Genomic DNA, 22293 nt, shown 5'->3' on the forward strand with positions numbered 1-22293 from the left:
GCCGGCCGCCATTGGCCCGCATTCTCACTTATTTTCCAGGTCCAGGCCATACAACCGGCCAAGGCTCCCCCGGGCCGCCGGTTTCTGAGCTTTTCCAACACAGTTAGTGGAGAGATCACCTTGGTAGAGTACGTAGTTTCCCTCGATAAGCTCGGCAAACACGATGTTGAGCATGTGGGGGGCAAGAACGCATCCCTGGGCGAGATGATCAGTAACCTGGCAGGCGCCGGTGTTTCGGTCCCCGGCGGCTTCGCCACGACGGCTCAGGCTTATCGTGATTTCCTCGAACTGAGCGGCCTCAACGACCAGATCCACGCGGCCCTCGATGCGCTCGACGTCGACGACGTCAACGCCCTGGTCAAAACCGGCGCACAGATCCGTCAATGGATCATGGAAGCCGAATTCCCCGAAAAACTGAATGCCGAAATCCGCACCGCGTTTGCCGCGCTGTCGGCCGGCAACCCTGACGTGGCCGTGGCCGTGCGTTCTTCCGCCACCGCCGAAGACCTGCCGGACGCCTCGTTCGCCGGTCAGCAGGAAACCTTCCTGAACATCCGTGGCGTTGAAAACGTTATCCGCGCCGCCAAAGAGGTGTTCGCTTCGCTGTTCAACGACCGTGCAATTTCCTACCGCGTGCACCAGGGCTTCGACCACAAACTGGTCGCCCTGTCGGCTGGCGTGCAGCGCATGGTGCGTTCGGAAACCGGCACTGCCGGCGTGATGTTCACCCTCGACACCGAATCCGGTTTCCGTGACGTGGTGTTCATCACCGGCGCTTACGGCTTGGGCGAAACCGTCGTACAAGGCGCGGTCAACCCGGACGAATTCTACGTACACAAGGGCACGCTGGAGGCCGGTCGTCCGGCGATCCTGCGTCGCAACCTCGGCAGCAAAGCCATCAAGATGATCTACGGCGACGAGGCCAAGGCCGGTCGTTCGGTCAAGACCATCGACGTCGACAAAGCTGATCGTGCGCGGTTCTGCCTGTCCGACGCTGAAGTCAGCGAGCTGGCCAAGCAAGCGATGATCATCGAGAAGCACTACGGCTGCCCGATGGACATCGAGTGGGCCAAGGACGGTGACGACGGCAAGCTGTACATCGTGCAGGCACGTCCGGAAACCGTGAAAAGCCGCACCCAGGCCAACGTCATGGAACGTTACCTGCTGAAAGAAACCGGCACCGTGCTGGTGGAAGGTCGTGCGATTGGCCAGCGCATCGGCGCCGGTAAGGTTCGCATCATCAAAGACGTCTCCGAGATGGACAAAGTCCAGCCGGGCGACGTGCTCGTTTCCGACATGACCGACCCGGACTGGGAACCGGTGATGAAGCGCGCCAGCGCCATCGTCACCAACCGTGGCGGCCGTACCTGCCACGCGGCGATCATCGCCCGTGAGTTGGGGATTCCGGCAGTGGTTGGTTGCGGCAACGCTACCCAACTGCTCAAGGACGGCCAAGGCGTGACCGTGTCCTGCGCCGAAGGCGACACTGGTTACATCTTCGAAGGCGAACTGGGCTTCGACATCAAGAAGAACTCCGTCGACGCCATGCCAGAGCTGCCGTTCAAGATTATGATGAACGTCGGCAACCCGGACCGCGCCTTCGACTTCGCGCAACTGCCGAACGCTGGTGTGGGTTTGGCCCGTCTGGAATTCATCATCAACCGCATGATCGGCGTCCACCCGAAAGCGCTGTTGAACTACGACGGTCTGCCGCAGGAAATCAAGGACAGCGTCGACAAGCGTATCGCCGGTTACGACGATCCGGTCGGCTTCTACGTCGAGAAACTGGTTGAAGGCATCAGCACCCTCGCGGCTGCGTTTGCACCGAAGAAAGTCATCGTGCGTCTGTCGGACTTCAAGTCCAACGAATACGCCAACCTGATCGGCGGCAAGCTCTACGAGCCGGAAGAAGAAAACCCGATGCTGGGCTTCCGTGGCGCTTCGCGTTACATCAGCGAATCGTTCCGTGACTGCTTCGAACTCGAATGCCGCGCGCTGAAACGTGTGCGCAACGAGATGGGCCTGACCAACGTCGAAATCATGGTGCCGTTCGTCCGTACCCTCGGCGAAGCCAGCCAGGTCGTCGATCTGCTCGCCGAAAATGGCTTGAAGCGCGGCGAGAACGGTCTGCGCGTGATCATGATGTGCGAACTGCCATCCAACGCGATTCTGGCCGAAGAATTCCTCGAATTCTTCGACGGTTTCTCGATCGGTTCCAACGACCTGACTCAGCTGACCCTGGGTCTGGACCGCGATTCCGGTATCATCGCGCACCTGTTCGACGAGCGTAATCCGGCAGTCAAGAAGCTGTTGGCCAACGCGATTGCCGCGTGCAACAAGGCCGGCAAGTACATCGGTATCTGCGGTCAGGGTCCTTCGGACCACCCGGATCTGGCCAAGTGGCTGATGGAACAGGGCATCGAAAGCGTGTCGCTGAACCCGGACTCCGTGCTGGAAACCTGGTTCTTCCTCGCCGAAGGCCAAGCCCCGGCTTGATCAACATGTGAACGGGCCGCGTCTCCCTGTAGGAGTGAGCCTGCTCGCGATAGCGTCATGACAGTCAGCATCGATTCGAATGACACACCGCCATCGCGAGCAGGCTCACTCCTACACGGTTCGGTTCCTTATGATTCAAACAGGGCGGGGTCTCCGGATGCCGCCCTTTTTTGTGCAAGAGCATTATGCAAAGCAGCAGCAACCTGTTTCCTGTCGCCCTGATCAGCGCCGAACGGCGCGGCGATCTGAGCGAAGACGTGTATCGACTGAAACCCGGCAACAGTCCCGACTGGTCCGTGGAAATCGCTGTGACCCGTTTGGGCATGGCCGATGACTCGACGCCTCGTGGTGTGCCGGTGATTTTGCTGCACGGCAGTTTTTCCAATCGGCGCTTCTGGTTCTCACCCAAAGGCCTGGGCTTGGGCGCATATCTGACGCGCCTGGGGTTCGACGTGTGGATTCCGGAGATGCGCGGCCACGGCCTGTCGCAGCGCAACGAAGAATACCGGCGCAATCGCGTGGCCGACTATGCCCGCTACGACCTGCCGGCGATTGCCGCGTTCGTGCGTGAGCAGAGCGGACAAGTGCCGCACTGGATTGGCCATTCGCTGGGCGGCATCACCCTGGCGGCGGCGCTCGGTGGCGAATACCTGGGCGAGCCGGCGGTAGCGTCGGCAGCGTTTTTTGGCACCCAAGTCAGCCGCACCTACTGGCCGCTGAAAATCCCGCCAGTAGAGTGGAGCGGGCGCTTTATCCTCAAGCGTTTTGCGCAATTGTCGGGTTCGCGTCTCAAACGTGGCCCGGAAGATGAGCCGATCGGTCTGGCGCTGGAAAGCATGCGCTGGTACGGCTTGTTCGGTCGTTTTGGCGACAAGGACAAGGATTGGTGGGCGGGGCTGGCCGATGTTCAAGTGCCAGTGCTGGCGGTGACCGCAGCAGGGGATCATCAGGATCCGGCCTGGGCCTGTCGCAAATTGTTCGAGCAGATCGGCTCCGAGCACAAGCAGTTCATCAATCTGGGTCGCGAGCAGGGCTTCAACGATAATTTCGGCCATGTCGAGATGTTGGTGAGCAAAGCGGCGCAGACCGAGGTGTGGCCACTGGTGGCGCGTTGGTTGAACGATCAGCACACGCCATTGCTGGGCGAGAAGCCGGATCTGGCCGCTGCTGTGTGAGTGCGAAGGCCTTGAAGGGATTTCGTTCGGGTTGGCTTGCGGCTAAGATATGACGCAATGTGCGGATCTGGTCATTTTTGGTGGCGGTTTAGCTATTACGTTTCAGGGTTTGTTCAGGTTCGTTCAGCGACCATGGGATGGACTAAGGTAAACAGCGACCACCGAAACTCGTCTCTTCAGAACGCAGCATCCTCGATCGTTTTCCTTTTTACAGGAGTTTTTCGATGAACCATTACCTTACGCCTGATCTGTGCGACGCCTATCCGGAGCTGGTACAGGTGCTGGAACCGATGTTCAGCAATTTCGGCGGCCGTGATTCGTTCGGCGGCGAAATCGTGACCATCAAATGCTTCGAAGACAACTCGCTGGTCAAGGAACAGGCTGAACTCAAGGGCAGCGGCAAGGTGCTGGTGGTCGATGGCGGCGGTTCGCTGCGCCGTGCGCTGCTGGGGGACATGATCGCCGAAAAGGCTGCGAAAAACGGTTGGGAAGGGCTGGTGATCTACGGCTGCATCCGTGACGTTGACGTCATCGCGCAGACCGATCTGGGCGTGCAGGCGCTGGCCAGCCATCCGATGAAAACCGAAAAACGCGGCATTGGTGACCTCAACGTCCCGGTGACGTTTGCCGGCGTGACATTTCACCCGGGCCACTACATTTATGCGGACAACAACGGCGTGATCGTCTCGCCGAGTCCGCTGAAGATGCCTGAATAAGCTTTTCGACAAAGGGATGCGGATGTTCGAGGAAGAAAACGCGCAGTGGGGGCTGGTGCATGCCCTGGTGCTGGACGGAAAAGGCGGTGCGCGTTCGATAGCCCGGACTGAGCTCGACGATTTGCAGCTGCAGGCCCATGAAAGCCTGTGGCTGCATTGGGATCGCAGCCATCCGCAGACCCAGACCTGGCTGCGCAAATCCAGCGGGCTCAATGAATTCACCTGCGATCTGCTGCTGGAAGAGAACACCCGGCCGCGCCTGTTGCCGCTGCCGGATGCCGAACTGTTGCTGTTTCTGCGCGGAGTCAATCTGAATCCGGGCGCCGAGCCGGAAGACATGGTCTCGGTGCGGATTTTCGCTTCTGCCCAACGGGTGATTTCACTGCGTTTGCGCCCGTTGCGCGCCACCGATGAGCTGCTGGCGCAATTGGCCGACGGCAACGGCCCGAAAACCTCCTCCGAACTGATCCTTTATCTGGCGCAGTTCCTCACCAACAAGGTGCAGGATCTGGTCACTTGCCTCTCGGAAATCGCCGATGAGGAAGAAGAAAAGATGGATGCCGACGAACGGTATACTCCCGAGCATGGCGCCATTTTGCACATCCGTCGCCGGGCGGCCGGACTAAAGCGATTTCTCGCGCCGCAGCGGGATATTTTCGGACAACTCACGCGGATAAAACTGCCTTGGTTTGTCGATGACGATGCCGATTACTGGAACGAACTGAACAACAGTCTGACCCGCTATCTCGAAGAGCTCGAATTGACCCGAGAGCGCGTGGGGCTTGTGCTTGAGGCTGAAGACCGACGCTTGAGCGAGCGTATGAATCGCACGATGTACCGCTTCGGGATCATCACCTGCATCTTTTTGCCGATGAGTTTTATCACCGGTCTGCTGGGTATAAACGTCGGCGGAATTCCGTTCTCCAGCAGCCCTTATGGTTTCCTGATTGCCTGTTTGACGGTGCTCACCCTGGCCTTCGGTCAGTGGTGGTTATTCCGTCGTTTGCGCTGGGTATGAAGATGGCGCATGTGACCCGACCAAATCTGCCCGCGTCTTTCACAGACATCACGAGAGGTGCGTATGCACGATCCGTTTGAACAGTCTTTGCGCGACATGCTCAACGCTTCGCCGTCCAGCCGCGACGACGATGCGTGCCTGGGCCGCGTACTCAAAACCGCCAACCGCCAGGTTGGCGCCGGTGATCTGTTCAGCCTGCTGGGCCGCTGGCTGCCCGCGCTGATGATCGCCCTGAATAATGGATCGGCGCATGTCTCGCCGGTTTCCCGTCTTCGTAAACCTACCGCTCGCACTGCTGATAAGGCTGATTGAATATGGAACTTGATCTCTGGACTCAGAGCCTCGTCACTGCAATGACTGCGTTGTGGACCAAAGTCGCCAACTTCATCCCGAACCTGTTCGGCGCACTGGTCGTGCTGCTGTTGGGTTTCGTCGTGGCCAAGCTGCTCGATACCCTGCTGTCCAAACTGCTCGCCAAGCTCGGTCTTGATCGCCTGATGGGCGGCACCGGGCTGACCAAGTTGATGTCGCGCGCCGGGTTGCAAGTTCCGATCTCGACCCTGATCGGTAAAATCGTTTACTGGTTCGTTCTGCTGATTTTCCTGGTTTCTGCAGCAGAATCCCTTGGCCTTGAGCGAGTTTCGGCTACGCTGGATATGTTGGCGCTCTATTTGCCGAAAGTATTCGGCGCGGCGCTGGTGTTGCTGGTAGGTGTTTTGCTCGCGCAACTGGCCAATGGGCTGGTGCGCGGGGCGGCAGAAGGCGTCGGCCTGGACTACGCTTCGGGGCTTGGGCGAATTGCTCAGGGGCTGGTGATCATCATCAGCATCTCGGTCGCGATCAGTCAGCTTGAGGTCAAGACTGACCTGCTGAACCATGTGATCGTCATCGTTTTGATTACCGTTGGTCTGGCCGTTGCGCTGGCCATGGGTTTGGGAAGCCGGGAAATTGCCGGTCAGATTCTTGCGGGAATCTATGTGCGTGAGTTGTATCAGGTTGGGCAACAAGTGCGTGTTGGCGAGGTCGAAGGCCAGATCGAGGAGATCGGCACGGTTAAAACCACATTGCTGACCGATGAGGGTGAGCTAGTCTCTCTTTCCAATCGGATCCTGCTGGAACAGCATGTGAGTAGCCGCTAATCCGGCAAACCCTGCTAATGTATGCCGCCGCAAAATGCCAGCTGATGCTGGTTGCGGCGGACATTGACCTGACTGTCGGCACGACTTGTTTTGAATAAAGCCCAAACGCTATCCACGCGCTACGACCCCCGCGAGCTCTCTGATGAGGAGTTGGTCGCGCGCTCGCATACCGAGCTTTTTCACGTAACGCGCGCCTATGAAGAACTGATGCGGCGTTACCAGCGAACATTATTTAACGTTTGTGCGAGATATCTTGGGAACGATCGCGACGCAGACGATGTCTGTCAGGAAGTCATGTTGAAGGTGCTGTATGGCCTGAAGAACTTCGAGGGGAAATCGAAGTTCAAAACGTGGCTCTACAGCATCACGTACAACGAATGTATTACGCAGTATCGGAAGGAACGGCGAAAGCGTCGCTTGATGGACGCATTGAGTCTTGACCCCCTCGAGGAAGCGTCCGAAGAAAAGGCGCCGAAACCCGAGGAGAAGGGCGGGCTTGATCGCTGGCTGGTGTATGTGAACCCGATTGACCGCGAAATTCTGGTGCTTCGATTTGTCGCAGAGCTGGAATTTCAGGAGATCGCAGACATCATGCACATGGGTTTGAGTGCGACAAAAATGCGTTACAAACGTGCTCTAGATAAATTGCGTGAGAAATTTGCAGGCATTGCTGAAACTTAGTTCAGCGCAAATATCTCTTACGTGTAGGCAAGTTCTGATAGACTTGCCGCCGAGTTGTCCCCCGGTTTGCGGGACTGCTTCACAATCACCAGATGGGGATTTAACGGATGAAACTGAAAAACACCTTGGGCTTGGCCATTGGTTCTCTGATTGCCGCCACTTCGTTCGGCGCTCTGGCACAAGGCCAAGGCGCAGTTGAAATCGAAGGCTTCGCAAAGAAAGAACAATTCGACAGCGCTCGTAACTTCAAGAACAACGGCAACCTGTTCGGCGGCTCGATCGGTTACTTCCTGACCGACGACGTTGAACTGCGTCTGGGCTACGACGAAGTGCACAACGTACGTGCCGATGATGGCAAGAACGTAAAAGGCGCTAACACCGCTCTGGACGCTCTGTACCACTTCAACAACCCAGGCGACATGCTGCGTCCATACGTCTCGGCCGGTTTCTCCGACCAGAGCATCGACCAGAACGGTTCGAACGGTCGTAACCGTTCTACCTTCGCTAACGTTGGTGGCGGTGCCAAGCTGTACTTCACCGAGAACTTCTACGCCCGTGCTGGCGTTGAAGCTCAGTACAACATCGACCAGGGCGACACCGAGTGGGCTCCTAGCGTCGGTATCGGTGTGAACTTCGGTGGCGGCTCCAAGCCTGCTGCTGCTCCAGTTCCAGCACCAGCTGAAGTCTGCTCCGACAGCGACAACGATGGCGTTTGCGACAACGTTGACAAGTGCCCGGACACCCCAGCCAACGTAACTGTTGACGCTGACGGCTGCCCAGCAGTTGCTGAAGTTGTTCGTGTTGAGCTGGACGTTAAGTTCGACTTCGACAAGTCGGTTGTGAAGCCAAACAGCTACGGCGACATCAAAAACCTGGCTGACTTCATGAAGCAGTACCCATCCACCACCACTACTGTTGAAGGTCACACTGACTCCGTCGGTCCTGACGCTTACAACCAGAAACTGTCCGAGCGTCGTGCAAACGCCGTTAAGCAAGTTCTGACCAACCAGTACGGTGTTGAATCGTCCCGCGTTCAGTCTGTTGGCTACGGCGAATCCCGCCCAGTTGCTGACAACAAAACTGAAGCTGGCCGCGCTGTAAACCGTCGCGTAGAAGCGCAGGTTGAAGCTCAAGCTAAGTAATTAGCTGCCGCTCTGAGAAAAGCCCGGCTTAGGCCGGGCTTTTCTTTGCCTGCGATTTGGCTTTGCAGCTTTAAAAGATCGCAGCCTTCGGCAGCTCCTACAGGACCAATGCAGATCCAAAGTAGGAGCTGCCGCAGGCTGCGATCTTTTGATCTTCAACAACAGCCGCCACCGCCCCGATCACCAGAATCGCCGGGCTTTTCAATCCAAACGCACACGCATCATCACTCATACTCGCCAGATCACTCCGGCATTCGCGCTGCTCTGGCAACGATGCATTCTCGATCATCGCCACCGGCGTATCCGCCGCCATCCCGCCTGCCAGCAGTTGATCGCGAATCTCCCCCAGCTTGGCCACGCCCATATAAACCACCAGCGTCGTCCCCCCCTGTGCCAGCGCCTGCCAGTTCAACTGGCTGTCGTCCTGCGTGTGTGCAGTCACCAGCGTCACCCCGCGCGCCACACCGCGTAACGTCAGCGGAATATCGCACTGCGTCGCCCCGGCCAGCCCGGCGGTAATGCCATTGACCAGTTCCACCTCAACGCCTCTTTCACGCAGCCACTGCGCCTCTTCGCCACCTCGGCCGAAAATGCACGGATCGCCGCCCTTGAGCCGCACCACACACTTGCCATGGCGGGCATAGCGCAGCATCAGCCGATGGATAAACGCTTGCGGTGTCGAACGGCAGCCGCCGCGTTTACCCACTGCAATGATGCGGGCGTCAGGGCAGTGTTCCAGCACCGCGTCGTTGACCAGATCATCGATCAGCACCACATCGGCCTCGCGCAGGGCGCGTACCGCTTTGAGGGTCAGCAGTTCCGGATCACCAGGACCTGCACCCACCAGCCAGACTTTTGCGTTCATGGTGTTTTCCTCATCAGATGACGGCGGCTGGCTGCACGTCGGCAGCCAGTAAGCGTTTTATTTCCGGGACGCACGATCCGCATTGCGTGCCGCAGCCCAGTTGGTTTTTCAAGCCCTGCAGATCCAGGCCTTGGCGAATGCCGGCGCAGACCGCGTTGAGGCTGACGTTCTTGCAGTTGCACAGGGTTTTATCCACAGCCATTTGCGCCCCGACACTGCCCGGCGGCGCACTCATTGGCGCCAATAGCCAGCGCCGCAGTTGCTCATCCGCACGGCCTTCCAGCCACAACCCTTGCAGCCAATGCTGAGCGAGGGTTTCACCGGCTAACCGGATAGCAGTGATCCGGCCGTTTTCAATGCGCACGCGTTTGCCAATGGCGCGGCGAGGATCGTCATAGGCCAATACCGGGCCGTCGATCAGTGACAGGCATTGGTCGATTTCACCGAGCAATTGCGCATTCGGAGCTTCGCTGCTGGCCGCGCGTATCAGCAATGCCGATCGTTCACGTCCGACAAGGCTGAGACTCACGTAGGAAAATGCCTCACAGAGCGGTCGTAGCGTCTCGAAATGCCGTTGAACATCACCCTCGATCAGTGCGAAAAGTTGCCACGGCAGACTGATCGGCTCGAGGCGCACACCGCTGTGTTTGAGTTCCGGTTGCTTCGACAGCGGATCAAAGTCCGGCAGGGTCAGGCTGTTCACACCGCCCTTGAGAAAACGGTCGCCCCAGTGCATCGGCAGAAACGCTTGCCCCGGACGTACGCTGTCATCGCTGCTAACCGCGACGATTACCGCGCCGCGACGACTTTTAAGGTTGACCAGATCGCCCGGCTGCAAACGATGCCGGCGCATTTCGTCCGGGTGCAGGCTCAACACCGCTTCGCTGACATGCCCGAACAATTGCGCTGCCGTGCCAGTGCGGCTCATACCGTGCCATTGATCGCGCAAGCGGCCAGTGATCAACGTCAGTGGAAAGCGAGCATCGCGCTGCTCTTTGGCGGCGCGATACGGATCGGCAATAAACTGAGCCCGACCGTTGGCCGTAGGAAAAATACCGTCCTCGTACAGTCGTGGCGTTCCTTGCCGCGCTCCGACAGGGAAGGGCCATTGCTGCGGTCCGATCTCGTCGATCAGCGTGTGGCTGATCCCGGACATATCCAGATCCCGTCCACGCGTCAGCCCTTTGAATTCATCGAACAACTGCGCGGGCTGAGTAAACGCAAACAGGCTTGGTTCAGCGGGGCGCAGACGTGTCTCCAGGCGCTGTGCGAAATCCACTGTGATCGCCCAGTCCGGCCGCGCTTCCCCCGGTGGGAGGATGGCTTTGCGTACGTGGGAAATGCGTCGCTCGGAATTGGTCACCGAGCCTTCTTTCTCGCCCCAACTGGCGGCGGGTAGCAGGAGATCGGCGAATGCAGCGGTTTCGGTGGTGCGAAAGGCTTCTTGCAGAACCACAAACGGGCAGGTCTCAAGCGCTGTTCGCACAGCATGTTGGTCCGGCATCGATTGGGCAGGGTTGGTGCAGGCAACCCACAACGCCTTGATCTTGCCGTTGCGCACTTGCTCGAACAGTTCGATGGCACTGAGACCGGTACTTTCCGGCAACCGATCAACGCCCCAATATGCCGCTACTTCGGCGCGATGTTCAGGGTTGGCCGCGTCTCGATGGCCCGGCAACAGATTCGACAAACTGCCCGTTTCGCGCCCGCCCATGGCATTCGGCTGACCGGTGAGGGAGAAAGGTCCTGCACCCGGACGGCCGATTTGCCCGGTGGCTAAATGCAGATTGATCAGCGCGCTGTTCTTCGCGCTGCCAGCGGTGGACTGGTTCAGGCCCATGCACCACAGCGACAGAAAACTCGGCGAGGTGCCCACCCATTCCGCGCATTGCTGCAATTGCTCGACACTGATCCCGCACAGTTGCGAAACCATCTGCGGGGTGTAATCACGGACTAGATTTTTCAAGTCGGCGAGGCCATCGGTGTGCGCCTTGATGAAGTCACGGTCGATCCAGTCTTCCCACAACAACAGATGCAAAATCCCATGAAATAAAGCGACATCTGTGCCCGGCAGAATCGCCAAGTGCAAATCGGCAAGATCGCAGGTGTCGGTGCGCCGTGGATCAATGACGATGACTTTCATCTGTGGGCGGCGGGATTTTGCCTCTTCCAGCCGACGGAAAAGTACCGGATGGGCGTAGGCCATATTACTGCCGACGATCATCACGCAATCGCTGAGTTCCAGATCCTCATAGCTGCACGGCGGGGCGTCGGCGCCGAGGCTGCGCTTGTAGCCGACCACCGCTGAAGACATGCACAGGCGCGAATTGCTGTCGATGTTGTTGGTCCCGACCAACGCCCGCGCCAGTTTGTTGAAGGCGTAATAGTCCTCGGTCAGCAACTGCCCGGAGATATAGAACGCCACGCTGTCCGGGCCGTGCTCGGCAATGGTCTCGGCGAACACGTTGGCAGCGTGTTCCAGTGCCGTATCCCAATCCGTTCGGCTGCGCGCCAGGCCTTTGCCCAGACGCAGTTCCGGGTACAGCGCGCGGGCTGCCAGGTCGCCGGTCAGGTGCAGGGTCGAGCCTTTGCTGCACAGTTTGCCGAAGTTGGCCGGGTGCGCCGGATCGCCGCTGACGCCGAGGATGCGCTCGCCGTCATGCTCGATCAGCACGCCGCAGCCGACCCCGCAATAACAGCAGGTCGAGGCGGTCGTCTGGCGGCTCATCAGATGGCGTCCCGCAGGGCCAGTTGCACACGACCGTTTTCGACCCGTGCCGGGTGATGGTGCGCGCAACCGATATCTGGCGCCTGAGCTTCGCCAGATTCGAGGTCGATTTGCCAGTTGTGCAGCGGGCAGGCCACACGTTTGCCGTAGATCAAACCTTGCGACAATGGCCCGCCCTTGTGCGGGCAGCGGTCGTCGAGGGCGAAAACCTCATCGTCGCTTGTACGAAAAATCGCGATGTCACCTTTCGGCCCGGCAATGATTCGCGAACCGAGGGCATTGATCTCGTCGAGAGCGCAGATATCTAGCCAGTTCATGCCGGCACCTCCAGATTTTTCACAGGGATCACATCGAATTCTTTCTTCAGTTGCGGCTGCGCCAGACGCTCTTTCCAAGGGTCTTGCTCGAACGACAGAGAGAATTGCAGGCGCTCGTTCAGGGCCTTGCGACGCTCGGGGTCTTCGAGCACGGCTTTCTTGATGTGCTCCATGCCGACCCGTTGCAGGTAGTGCACGGTGCGTTCGAGGTAGAAGGCTTCTTCGCGGTAGAGCTGCAGGAACGCGCCGTTGTATTCGCGGACTTCCTCGGCGGTTTTCAGCTTGACGAAAAACTCAGCGACCTCGGTTTTGATTCCGCCGTTACCGCCGATGTACATCTCCCAACCGGAGTCGACACCGATAATTCCTACGTCTTTGATCCCCGCTTCCGAGCAGTTGCGTGGGCAACCGGAGACGGCGAGTTTCACTTTGTGCGGCGACCACATGTTGAACAGATCGTGCTCCAGCTCGATGCCCAGTTGTGTCGAGTTTTGCGTGCCGAAGCGGCAGAACTCGCTGCCGACGCAGGTCTTCACGGTACGGATGGATTTGCCGTAGGCATGCCCGGACGGCATGTCGAGGTCTTTCCAGACGCCGGGCAAGTCCTGCTTCTTGATGCCGAGCAAGTCGATGCGCTGACCGCCGGTGACCTTGACCATCGGCACGTTGTACTTGTCGGCCACGTCGGCAATCCGCCGCAGTTCCGAAGGATTGGTCACGCCGCCCCACATCCGTGGTACCACCGAATACGTGCCGTCCTTCTGGATGTTGGCGTGTGCACGCTCGTTGATCAGGCGCGATTGCGGATCGTCCTTGGCTTCGCCGGGCCAAGTGGAAATCAGGTAATAGTTGAGGGCCGGGCGGCAGGTTGCGCAGCCGTTCGGCGTGCGCCAATTGAGGTAGCTCATGGTCCCGGCGATGGTCAGCAGATGCTGTTCGCGAATAGCCTGGCGGATCTGGCCGTGGTTGAGATCGCTGCAACCGCAGATGGCTTTTTCGCTTTTCGGTTTGACGTCCGCCGCGCCGCCGACGGTGTTGATCAGGATCTGTTCGACTAGCCCGGCGCACGAGCCGCAGGAGCTGGCCGCTTTGGTATGTTTCTTCACCTCGTCGACGCTGAACAGGCCGTGTTCCTGAATGGCTTTGACGATGGTGCCTTTGCACACGCCGTTGCAACCGCAGACTTCGGCGCTGTCGGCCATGACCATGGCTTTGTCCTGGCCCTGATGTCCTACGTCTCCGAGTGCGTTTTCTCCGAACATGAGGTGATCGCGGATCTCGCCAATGGCGTGATTCTCACGAATCTGCCGGAAATACCAACCGCCATCTGCCGTATCGCCGTACAGACAGGCGCCGACTAGCACGTCATCCTTGATCACCAGTTTTTTGTACACGCCGCCAATCGGGTCGGAGAGGGTGATGGTTTCCGTGCCTTCGCCGCCCATGAAATCGCCGGCAGAAAACAGATCGATGCCGGTGACTTTCAATTTGGTCGAGGTCACCGAACCCTGATAACGGGCGAAACCCAGTTGTGCGAGGTGGTTGGCGCAGACCTTGGCCTGTTCGAACAACGGCGCGACCAGACCGTAGGCAATGCCGCGGTGGCTGGCGCACTCGCCGATGGCATAAATGCGCGGGTCGTAGGTTTGCAGCGTGTCGTTGACCAGAATCCCGCGATTGCACGGGATGCCGGCCTTTTCCGCCAATTCTGTGTTGGGACGAATACCGGCAGCCATTACCACCAGATCGGCGGGGATGATGTCGCCGTTCTTGAACTGCACCGAGCCGACCCGGCCATTGCCTGCGTCGTGCAGCGCCTGAGTCTGTTCGCACAGACGGAAGTGCAGGCCACGGGATTCAAGGGCGTTTTGCAGCAGTTGGCCGCTGGTTTTGTCGAGTTGACGTTCCAGTAACCACTCACCGATGTGCACCACGGTGACGTGCATGCCGCGCAGCATCAGGCCATTGGCGGCTTCGAGACCGAGCAGACCACCACCGATGACCACCGCGTGTTTGTGGGTTTTGGCGGTGTCGATCATGGCTTGGGTGTCGGCGATGTCGCGGTAACCGATCACCCCGTGCAAGGTGTTGCCGGGGATCGGCAGGATGAACGGCGTTGAGCCGGTGGCGATCAGCAGGCGATCGTATTCGGCTTCGGTGCCGTCCTCGGCGATCACCCGGCGTTTGACCCGGTCGATCTCCACCACTTTGCGGTTGAGCAGCAACTTGATGTTGTTTTCCAGGTACCAGTCGAGGTCGTTGAGGACGATCTCTTCGAAGGTCTGCTCACCGGCCAGCACCGGCGACAACAGGATGCGGTTGTAGTTGGTGTGCGGTTCGGCGCCGAAGACCGTGATGTCGTACAGCTCGTTGCTCAGCTTGAGCAGTTCTTCCAGGGTGCGGACCCCGGCCATGCCATTGCCGATCATCACTAGTTTGAGTTTTTTCATCAGGTTCTCCGGGAGCTGCGGCTGGCCTCTTGTGGGCAGTCAGGCCTTGCTCGACAAATTTTGCGCAAACAAAAAAAGGCGTCCCGCTAGTTGCCTAGCGAGGACGCCTTTGTCCTGGTCCCGTTCTCTCGGGAAGCGCAGCCTTCGTCGTTGAAGGTTGGGCTTTATGTGTGTGTTGGTTGGGTTAATGCAGTGGTTGTGCCAAGTGGGGGAATGGCGTGTTTATTGGGCGGGAGCGGTAATTGACGGGGATTTTTTGCACCGAATCGACGCGGGTTGCTCGTTCGTGGGGCATTCAGGCAGACAGAATTGTTGTGATTGGGCTGACGTCATCGCGAGCAGGCTCACTCCTACAGGGGAACGCATTTCAAATTGTAGGAGTGAGCCTGCTCGCGATGGACGCGATGCGGTGTCAGCCGTGAAACAACAAAACCAGCAGCACCAGATTCCCCAGCAGAGCCACGATCGCCATCGTCCGCCACACCTTCAACGGCTCACGCTCCAATAATGGTCTGGGCCGCACACTCAAACTGCGCCGCTCGCCCTGTTCCAACACCAACAGCCATTCCTCAGCCGTTTCAAACCGTTGCTGCGGATCAGCCGCCACCCCGCGCTCCAGACTCTGCGCCAGCCATTCCGGCAGATCCGGCCGAAATCGACTGGCACTCACTGCCACACCAAATCGCGGCCGCTGAAACGCTTCGATCTCGCCATAGGGAAAATGCCCGGTGAGCAAGAAATACAGGGTCACACCGACCGCATACAAATCCTGCTGCACATTCGGCGGAGCCCTACGAAACGCTTCCGGGGCGATATAGCTGGGCGTTCCCGGCAACGTTGACGGCGCGTCTTCGGACAAGCCTGGGCAGTACGCCAGACCAAAATCCAGCAGACGCAATTCGCCGTCGTCGCCCACGTGCAGATTTTCCGGTTTGATGTCCCGGTGCAGGATCTGCCGCCGATGCAGCAGCCCGACCGCACGCAACAGGCGCTCGGCGATGTCCTGCCACTGTGCCAACGACAACGGGCCTGACTGTTGAAACAGCTGCGCCAGCGTCGCCCCGGAATATTCCCGCATCACGTAGTACAAATGCTGACGCTGCTGGCAGGCATGGACTTCAGGAAAGTGGCGACCGGCTACGCGTTTCAGAAACCATTCCTCGGACAACAGTGCTTGCCCGGCGTAGGAATCATCGGCGGAACGCGTGGGTAGGGTTTTCAGAAGCCACGTCTGACCTTGTCCATCAAGCACCCGATACAGCAGCGATTGCTGGCTCTGAGCGACAACGTCCAGCACTTGCCAGCCTTCGAACGACTGACCGGGTTTCAACGGTGGCGGCAGGGGCCATTGCTGCAGATGAATCAGCGCATCGCCGATACTGGCCTCACCCAAAGCATCCACCCGCACCAGCAAAGCACTGGCATTGTCCTGGCTCCCCGCCAGATGCGCGGCGTTGACCAGCGTCTGCGCGGCACTGTGCAGATCCGGTTGATCACGCAGAATCGCCGCAATAGCGGTATCGCCGAGTGTCGACCAGACACCGTCACTGAGCAAAACAAAGCACTCGCCGTCGCGCAGTTCGCCATCAAGGAAGTCCAGTACCAGATGCTGATCCAGCCCTAGCGCACGCTTGAGCACATGCTGCATGCCCGGCTGATCCCAGACGTGGTCTTCGCTGATTCGCTGCAAGCTGTCGGCGTGCCAGCGATACACCCGGCAATCGCCGACGTGGGCGAGGGTGAAACGCCGACCACGCATGACCAAGGCGCTGACCGTGGTGAGCAACGGTTGCCCACCACCGTTGGCCTGCAACCAGCGGTTTTGCGCGAGCAGCAGGCGATCCAGTGCCTGGGCCACGCTCCAGGTTTCCGGTGTGGCGTAGTAGTCCAGCGCCAAGGCTTGCAAGGTTGAACGCGCGGCCAGTCCGCCATCGGCACACTGGCTGACGCCATCGGCGATAGCGAACAGATAACCCTTGCTCGCCGCCAGCGCCGGCGCGGGCGTGACCAGACGCAAAGCGTCCTGATTCTCCGCGCGCGGGCCGGTGGCGCTGGCTTCGGCAAAGCTCAGTTGCAGGGCCATCGAAGGTTCAGACCCGCGCCGCCGTCACTGCCGCCGAACCCCAGGTGGTTCTCCAGCGACGCTTGACGCCGTGCAGGCCAAACCACGCCAGCACGCCAAGGCTGGCGAACAACCACAACGCCAACTGATAGCTGCCGGTGCTCTGCTTGATCGCGCCCATACCGGCGGCCAAGGCAAAACCGCCGATGCCGCCGGCCATGCCGATCAGCCCGGTCATCACGCCGATCTCCAGACGAAAACGCTGCGGTACCAGTTGGAAAACGGCGCCGTTGCCGGCGCCCAGACCGAGCATGGTGCAGACGAAAAGTGCCAGCGCGGCGTAGGAACTTGGCAGGTTGAAACCGACGGCCGCGATGCAGACGGCAGCGACGGTGTACATCGCCAGCAAGGTGCGGATGCCACCGAAACGGTCAGCCAGGGCGCCACCCAATGGCCGCATCAAACTGCCGCCGAACACGCAGGCTGCGGTGTAGTAGCCAGCGGTCACCGGGCTCAAACCGTACTGATCGTTGAAGTAGCCGGGCAGGGCGCTGGCCAGGCCGATAAAGCCGCCGAAGGTCACGCTGTAAAAAAACATGAACCACCAACTGTCACGGTCGCCCAGGGCTTTGAAGTAGTCAGCCATGGCTTTGGCTTTCGGCCGCTCAGGGGCGTTTTTTGCCAGCCAGGCGAACAGCACCAGGGTCAGAATCAGCGGGATCAGAGCGAAACCGAAGACATTGCTCCAGCCGAACGCGGCGGCGAGCACCGGCGCGAGCAGCGCGGCGAACACCGTGCCGGAGTTGCCCGCACCGGCAATGCCCATGGCTTTGCCCTGATGCTGCGGCGGGTACCACTGCGACGCCAGCGGCAGTGCAACAGCAAACGACGCGCCGGCCATGCCGAGAAACAGGCCGAGTATCAGCGCCTGTTCATAACTGTGGATGCCGAGTTTCCAGGCGCCGAACAGCGCACAGATCACGATGACCTGGCCGATCAGACCGGCGGTTTTCGGCGACAGCCGATCGGCGAGCATGCCCATCACAAAACGCAGCACCGCGCCGGCGAGGATCGGCGTGGCGACGACGAGACCGCGTTGTTGCGTGGTTAGCTGCAGGTCGGCGGCAATCTGCACCGCCAGCGGGCCGAGCAGGTACCAGACCATGAAGCTCAGGTCGAAATACAGGAAGGCTGCGAACAATGTCGGGGTGTGGCCGGATTTCCAGAAGCTTGAATTCATCGCGCACCTCAGCTGAAAAGAGTCTCGAAAGGAGTCATGCAACAGCAGGTGGGGCGCCGCCACGGCCGCACCACCGGCCCCGGGCTGTGGGGCCAAAACGCAAAAACGCCGCTACCTGATGCGCCGGTTGGGCGAACGGGTGAGCGACGTCTTTGTCGTGGGTGGGGCAACCGCCGTTGGTTACCTGTGCGTTTTACTTAGCGAGATTTGTGCCAACAGCCGGAAAATCAAAAGCCCCTCACCCTAACCCTCCCGAAACGTCGGACCGCCCAGAGGGAGAGGGGACTGACCATGTTGTTCCAACGAATTCAGCGACCTGAAAGACCGAGTCGATTATGGATTCACAGCAGAAATCACAGGTCGGTGTACTTCGTGAGCATCCCCCAATCGGTCCCCTCTCCCTCTGGGAGAGGGCTAGGGTGAGGGGCTCTTAAGCTTTCAGAACACCTCAGCCCAATAACTCACTCATCGCAATAATCTGCTCCGCCACCTGAATCAGCTTCTGCTGGCGGCTCATGGCCTGGCGCCGCATCAGGGTGTACGCCTCTTCCTCATTGCAGTCCTTCATCTTCATCAACAACCCCTTGGCCAGCTCAATACGCTTACGTTCAGCCAGTTGCTGATCACGCGCCTGCAGCTGCGCTCGCAAGGCCTGATCACTCTCGAATCGTGCCATCGCCACATCGAGAATCGGCTGCAAGCGCTGGGCGTGAATGCCTTCGACGATGTACGCACTGACCCCTGACTTGATCGCCTGGCGCATCACCCCCGGATCATGCTCGTCGGTAAACATCACGATCGGCCGTGGTTGGTCGCGGCTGACCAGCACCACTTGCTCCATGACATCGCGGCTCGGTGACTCGGTATCGATCAGGATCACGTCCGGGCGCACCGTTTCGACGCGCGCGGGCAGGTCGATGGTCAGGCCGGACTCGTCGATCACCTCGAAACCGGCCTCGGTCAACGCAGCTTTCAGGCGACCGACTTTTTTCGCTGTGTCGTTGATCAACAGAATGCGCAACATGTTCGCGGTCTCCTGTCAGCGGCGGGCGAGAAGGGGGGCGTCGTCGTTCAACGCGTGCAACTTGAAACTGCGCGCGTAAGCGGCCGGGTCACTGCCGTCCCAGACCTTGCCGTCGAGCAACTGACTGCTGCGCATGTCGGTGCCCCATGCGGCGACGCTGACAGCGGTGGCGGCGTCGCGGTAGACGTCCAGCCGCTGAACCTGGCGGGCGACGGCGAGGTAATCCGGATCCTCACGCAGCAAGCCCCAGCGGCGGAACTGGGTCATGAACCACATGCCGTCCGACAGATACGGCAGATTCACTTCGCCGTTACCGTGAAAGCGCAGCGCGTGCGGATCCTGCCAGCGATTGCCGAGGCCATCGGCATAGTCACCGAGAAAACGCGGTTCGATGCACGCCACTGGCGCATCGAGATATTCCGGCGCGCTAAGCAACTGCGCGGTGCTGCGGCGGTTTTCCGGGCTTTCTTCGATGAAGCGGCTGGCTTCAAGGATCGCCATCACCAACGCCCGTGCGGTGTTCGGATACTGCTCGACAAATTCGCGAGTGCAGCCAAGGACTTTTTCCGGGTGATCGGGCCAGATGGTCTGGCTGGTGGCCAGGGTGAAACCAAGATCCTGCTGCACCGCGCTGGCCGCCCAAGGCTCGCCGACACAAAAACCGTCGATACGCCCGGCTTGCAGGTGCGCGACCATTTGTGGCGGCGGCACCACCACGCTGTCGACATCCTGAAGTGGATGAATGCCCTGACTCGCCAGCCAGTAATACAGCCACATCGCGTGCGTGCCCGTGGGGAAGGTCTGCGCGAAAGTCAGTTTTGCGCGGCTTTGGTGCACGTGGCGGTCCAGCGCTTCAGGACTGCTCACGCCAAGGTTTTGCAGACCGTGGGAGAGGTTGAGGCTCTGGCCGTTCTGATTCAGGCCCATCAACACGGCCATATCGGTCGGGGCGATACCGCCGATGCCCAGGTGCACTGCGTAGATCAGCCCATACAGACTGTGCGCGGCGTCCAGTTCACCGCTGACCAGTTTGTCGCGCAAATTGGCCCAGGATGTCTGGCGCTTGAGGTTCAGCGTCAATCCGTAAGGCTGGGCGAAGCCCTGTGTGGCTGCGACCACCACCGACGCGCAATCGCTCAGGGCCATGAAGCCGAGGTTGATCGCGCTTTTTTCCGGGGCATCGCTGCCATTGACCCAGGCCAGTGGCCCTACCGAAGGTTCATTCATCCAACGTACCTCGAAAAAAAAGCGCCGCCGCGGACTTTGCGCAGGCAAAACCCGGGACGACGCCATTGTCCTTGCCCGCCTGCCGTCATTGACCGGCGCACTGATAGCCTGGAGGGTGCAAGGCATATGCCAGTGCCAGTGATTTGCGCGTGCGCCTCGCGCCGCAGGTCGATGCCCGGCTATAATCGCCGCCTCTTTTCGCCGCCCGAGTCATCGCCGCCCATGTATTCCCTGGCCCGTCAGCTGTTGTTCAAACTTTCCCCGGAAACCTCCCACGATCTGTCGCTGGATCTGATCGGCGCGGGTGGGCGTTTGGGCTTAAACGGCTTGCTGTGCAAGGCGCCGGCGAAGAAGCCGGTGACGGTCATGGGCCTCGAATTCCCAAACCCGGTGGGGCTGGCGGCCGGTCTGGACAAGAACGGCGCGGCCATCGATGGCTTCGCGCAACTGGGTTTCGGTTTTGTTGAAATCGGCACCGTGACCCCACGCCCGCAGCCGGGCAACCCGAAACCACGGATCTTCCGATTGCCGGAAGCCGAGGCAATCATCAACCGCATGGGTTTCAACAACCTCGGTGTCGATAACCTGTTGGCGCGTGTGGCGGCGGCTAAGTACAAAGGCGTGCTGGGCATCAATATCGGCAAGAACTTCGATACCCCGGTCGAGCGTGCGGTCGATGATTATCTGATCTGCCTGGACAAGGTTTACGCCCACGCCAGCTACGTGACGGTCAACGTCAGTTCGCCAAACACCCCTGGCCTGCGCAGCTTGCAGTTCGGCGATTCGCTCAAGCAATTGCTCGCCGATCTGGCCACGCGTCGCGCTGAACTGGCCCTGCGTCATGGCAAGCATGTGCCGCTGGCGATCAAGATCGCGCCGGACATGACCGATGAAGAAACCGCGCAGGTTGCTCAAGCGCTGATCGAAACCGGCATGGACGCAGTGATCGCGACCAACACCACCCTGAGCCGTGTTGGCGTTGAAGGCATGGAGCATGGCGACGAGGCGGGCGGTCTGTCGGGCGCACCGGTGCGGGAGAAGAGCACGAATACTGTGAAGGTGCTGGCCGGTGAGCTGGCTGGGCGTTTGCCGATCATTGCGGCGGGCGGGATTACTGAAGGCAAGCATGCGGCGGAGAAGATTCTGGCCGGTGCGAGCCTGGTGCAGATCTACTCCGGCTTCATCTATAAAGGCCCGGCGCTGATTCGCGAATCGGTAGACGCGATCGCCGCCCTGCGCACATAACCCAGGCTGACCCGGTCAATGTAGGAGCTGCCGCAGGCTGCGATCTCTTGATCCTGTTTTTAAGATCAAGATCAAAAGATCGTCCGAACGCGGCCCGAGCCTTCGGCAGCTCCTACACGAGATGTGTGTCAGCCAGACAGGCATAAAAAAGGGCTCCTCGAAGGAGCCCCTGGGCCGCAGCCCGCCGTCCGGGAAGGACGTGCATGGTAAGTCGTTACAAATTCAGATTGTCGTGTCGGAATTAATGCCCTGTGTCAGCCGACGGCGTGAAGTTCGTTGAGTCTGTGGATTCCCGCAGTGCCGGTCATACCGTCCCAGTTGTCGCCGCGTCCTTCTCGCCAGCCGTTAATCCAGGCTTGGCGTACCGACGGTAGAGTAAATGGGCAAAGCTCACGGGATTTGCCACCAACGCCATATTGATATCCGCGCAAAAATGCTCTTTCCAACGGATCACGCTTAAGTCTTCTCATAGGGTGTTTCCCTCACTTGTTGACTGTTTTGTATCGCGTTGACCTCAACCGAGGTCTGGCAGAAAAAACCTGCCATGGTGCGGCTCGCTGCCGGCGTGGCGAGCCAAGGTGTTGACGCCGTTGCGACGTCAACCTGTGTTCAGTTCTAACCAATGAGTCACACCGAGGGAATGATCGTTTTGTCATAAGGACGTAACGAAATTGGTGCTACAGCCATAAGTAACGACGGGTTTCATGCACGGTTTTTCAGCAAACCCCGGTATGATCGGCCCCGCGCTGGATGATGGGGTTAATTCTT

The 22293-nt window shown here is 59.5% G+C and carries 18 protein-coding genes; 9 read left to right on the forward strand and 9 right to left on the reverse strand.

The window, feature by feature from the left end:
• Positions 1-120: 120 nt before the first annotated feature.
• From ppsA to ACOYXH_RS05945, 8 genes are all read left to right on the forward strand, one after another.
• Positions 121-2496 (forward strand): phosphoenolpyruvate synthase, encoded by a 2376-nt coding sequence (gene ppsA, locus ACOYXH_RS05910; protein ID WP_460410372.1) that lies wholly within the window; start codon positions 121-123, stop codon positions 2494-2496.
• Positions 2497-2681: 185 nt separating this feature from the next.
• On the forward strand, positions 2682-3671 hold the full coding sequence (locus tag ACOYXH_RS05915; RefSeq protein WP_099758459.1) for an alpha/beta fold hydrolase: 990 nt from the start codon (positions 2682-2684) through the stop codon (positions 3669-3671).
• A 224-nt stretch (positions 3672-3895) separates the two neighbouring features.
• Positions 3896-4387, forward strand: a complete 492-nt coding sequence (rraA, locus tag ACOYXH_RS05920; RefSeq protein WP_460063720.1) for a ribonuclease E activity regulator RraA — start codon at positions 3896-3898, stop codon at positions 4385-4387.
• A 22-nt stretch (positions 4388-4409) separates the two neighbouring features.
• On the forward strand, positions 4410-5405 hold the full coding sequence (locus ACOYXH_RS05925; protein ID WP_095047747.1) for a zinc transporter ZntB: 996 nt from the start codon (positions 4410-4412) through the stop codon (positions 5403-5405).
• A gap of 63 nt (positions 5406-5468) precedes the next feature.
• The gene (locus ACOYXH_RS05930) at positions 5469-5717 is read left to right on the forward strand and encodes a hypothetical protein (protein WP_008076827.1); all 249 of its coding nucleotides are present in this window, start codon (positions 5469-5471) and stop codon (positions 5715-5717) included.
• 2 nt (positions 5718-5719) lie between these two features.
• Entirely contained in the window at positions 5720-6544 is an 825-nt protein-coding gene (locus ACOYXH_RS05935) for a mechanosensitive ion channel family protein (RefSeq protein ID WP_007916401.1), read from the forward strand.
• Positions 6545-6634: 90 nt separating this feature from the next.
• Positions 6635-7225, forward strand: coding sequence for an RNA polymerase sigma factor SigX (gene sigX / locus ACOYXH_RS05940; RefSeq protein WP_011333251.1), 591 nt, complete (start codon positions 6635-6637; stop codon positions 7223-7225).
• Between the two features lie 107 nt (positions 7226-7332).
• Positions 7333-8367 carry an OmpA family protein gene (locus tag ACOYXH_RS05945; RefSeq protein WP_095047746.1) on the forward strand — a complete coding sequence of 345 codons (1035 nt, stop codon included), beginning with the start codon at positions 7333-7335 and terminating at the stop codon, positions 8365-8367.
• Positions 8368-8464: 97 nt separating this feature from the next.
• Here ACOYXH_RS05945 and cobA read toward each other — a convergent pair whose 3' ends face one another.
• The 8 genes from cobA to ACOYXH_RS05985 all read right to left on the reverse strand — a co-directional run bounded on the left by cobA (position 8465) and on the right by ACOYXH_RS05985 (position 20280).
• Positions 8465-9232 carry a uroporphyrinogen-III C-methyltransferase gene (cobA, locus tag ACOYXH_RS05950; protein ID WP_095124900.1) on the reverse strand — a complete coding sequence of 256 codons (768 nt, stop codon included), beginning with the start codon at positions 9230-9232 and terminating at the stop codon, positions 8465-8467.
• A 13-nt stretch (positions 9233-9245) separates the two neighbouring features.
• Positions 9246-11960, reverse strand: a complete 2715-nt coding sequence (locus tag ACOYXH_RS05955; protein ID WP_460063724.1) for a nitrate reductase — start codon at positions 11958-11960, stop codon at positions 9246-9248.
• Positions 11960-12277, reverse strand: coding sequence for a nitrite reductase small subunit NirD (nirD, locus tag ACOYXH_RS05960; RefSeq protein ID WP_016985592.1), 318 nt, complete (start codon positions 12275-12277; stop codon positions 11960-11962). Before nirD ends, ACOYXH_RS05955 begins: the two co-directional genes overlap by 1 nt.
• Complete coding sequence (gene nirB, locus ACOYXH_RS05965) at positions 12274-14727, reverse strand: nitrite reductase large subunit NirB (RefSeq protein ID WP_095124897.1); 2454 nt, start codon at positions 14725-14727, stop codon at positions 12274-12276. Before nirB ends, nirD begins: the two co-directional genes overlap by 4 nt.
• Positions 14728-15139: 412 nt before the next feature.
• On the reverse strand, positions 15140-16810 hold the full coding sequence (locus ACOYXH_RS05970) for a protein kinase domain-containing protein (RefSeq protein ID WP_460063727.1): 1671 nt from the start codon (positions 16808-16810) through the stop codon (positions 15140-15142).
• A 7-nt stretch (positions 16811-16817) separates the two neighbouring features.
• Positions 16818-18029 (reverse strand): nitrate/nitrite transporter, encoded by a 1212-nt coding sequence (locus ACOYXH_RS05975; protein ID WP_095047741.1) that lies wholly within the window; start codon positions 18027-18029, stop codon positions 16818-16820.
• A 448-nt stretch (positions 18030-18477) separates the two neighbouring features.
• Positions 18478-19053 carry an ANTAR domain-containing response regulator gene (locus ACOYXH_RS05980; protein ID WP_007916390.1) on the reverse strand — a complete coding sequence of 192 codons (576 nt, stop codon included), beginning with the start codon at positions 19051-19053 and terminating at the stop codon, positions 18478-18480.
• A 15-nt stretch (positions 19054-19068) separates the two neighbouring features.
• Entirely contained in the window at positions 19069-20280 is a 1212-nt protein-coding gene (locus ACOYXH_RS05985) for a CmpA/NrtA family ABC transporter substrate-binding protein (protein WP_095047740.1), read from the reverse strand.
• A 222-nt stretch (positions 20281-20502) separates the two neighbouring features.
• On the opposite strand from ACOYXH_RS05985, the gene ACOYXH_RS05990 reads away from it, so the two are divergent.
• On the forward strand, positions 20503-21525 hold the full coding sequence (locus ACOYXH_RS05990; protein ID WP_095047739.1) for a quinone-dependent dihydroorotate dehydrogenase: 1023 nt from the start codon (positions 20503-20505) through the stop codon (positions 21523-21525).
• 254 nt (positions 21526-21779) lie between these two features.
• Here ACOYXH_RS05990 and rmf read toward each other — a convergent pair whose 3' ends face one another.
• Positions 21780-21995, reverse strand: coding sequence for a ribosome modulation factor (gene rmf, locus ACOYXH_RS05995; protein WP_003223300.1), 216 nt, complete (start codon positions 21993-21995; stop codon positions 21780-21782).
• Between the last annotated feature and the right edge of the window lie 298 nt (positions 21996-22293).

Source organism: Pseudomonas sp. Mb7 (assembly GCF_054790525.1).

What these genes read in the sequence shown, in the direction of transcription:
- ACOYXH_RS05975 (WP_095047741.1), bottom strand. Translation starts at nt 18,029, where the DNA reads ATGAATTCAAGCTTCTGGAAATCCGGCCACACCCCGACATTGTTCGCA.
- ACOYXH_RS05935 (WP_007916401.1), top strand. Translation starts at nt 5,720, where the DNA reads ATGGAACTTGATCTCTGGACTCAGAGCCTCGTCACTGCAATGACTGCG.
- cobA (WP_095124900.1), bottom strand. Translation starts at nt 9,232, where the DNA reads ATGAACGCAAAAGTCTGGCTGGTGGGTGCAGGTCCTGGTGATCCGGAA.
- ACOYXH_RS05990 (WP_095047739.1), top strand. Translation starts at nt 20,503, where the DNA reads ATGTATTCCCTGGCCCGTCAGCTGTTGTTCAAACTTTCCCCGGAAACC.
- ACOYXH_RS05930 (WP_008076827.1), top strand. Translation starts at nt 5,469, where the DNA reads ATGCACGATCCGTTTGAACAGTCTTTGCGCGACATGCTCAACGCTTCG.
- ACOYXH_RS05970 (WP_460063727.1), bottom strand. Translation starts at nt 16,810, where the DNA reads ATGGCCCTGCAACTGAGCTTTGCCGAAGCCAGCGCCACCGGCCCGCGC.
- ACOYXH_RS05980 (WP_007916390.1), bottom strand. Translation starts at nt 19,053, where the DNA reads ATGTTGCGCATTCTGTTGATCAACGACACAGCGAAAAAAGTCGGTCGC.
- ACOYXH_RS05915 (WP_099758459.1), top strand. Translation starts at nt 2,682, where the DNA reads ATGCAAAGCAGCAGCAACCTGTTTCCTGTCGCCCTGATCAGCGCCGAA.
- nirD (WP_016985592.1), bottom strand. Translation starts at nt 12,277, where the DNA reads ATGAACTGGCTAGATATCTGCGCTCTCGACGAGATCAATGCCCTCGGT.
- rmf (WP_003223300.1), bottom strand. Translation starts at nt 21,995, where the DNA reads ATGAGAAGACTTAAGCGTGATCCGTTGGAAAGAGCATTTTTGCGCGGA.
- ACOYXH_RS05955 (WP_460063724.1), bottom strand. Translation starts at nt 11,960, where the DNA reads ATGAGCCGCCAGACGACCGCCTCGACCTGCTGTTATTGCGGGGTCGGC.
- nirB (WP_095124897.1), bottom strand. Translation starts at nt 14,727, where the DNA reads ATGAAAAAACTCAAACTAGTGATGATCGGCAATGGCATGGCCGGGGTC.
- rraA (WP_460063720.1), top strand. Translation starts at nt 3,896, where the DNA reads ATGAACCATTACCTTACGCCTGATCTGTGCGACGCCTATCCGGAGCTG.
- ACOYXH_RS05985 (WP_095047740.1), bottom strand. Translation starts at nt 20,280, where the DNA reads ATGAATGAACCTTCGGTAGGGCCACTGGCCTGGGTCAATGGCAGCGAT.
- ACOYXH_RS05945 (WP_095047746.1), top strand. Translation starts at nt 7,333, where the DNA reads ATGAAACTGAAAAACACCTTGGGCTTGGCCATTGGTTCTCTGATTGCC.
- ACOYXH_RS05925 (WP_095047747.1), top strand. Translation starts at nt 4,410, where the DNA reads ATGTTCGAGGAAGAAAACGCGCAGTGGGGGCTGGTGCATGCCCTGGTG.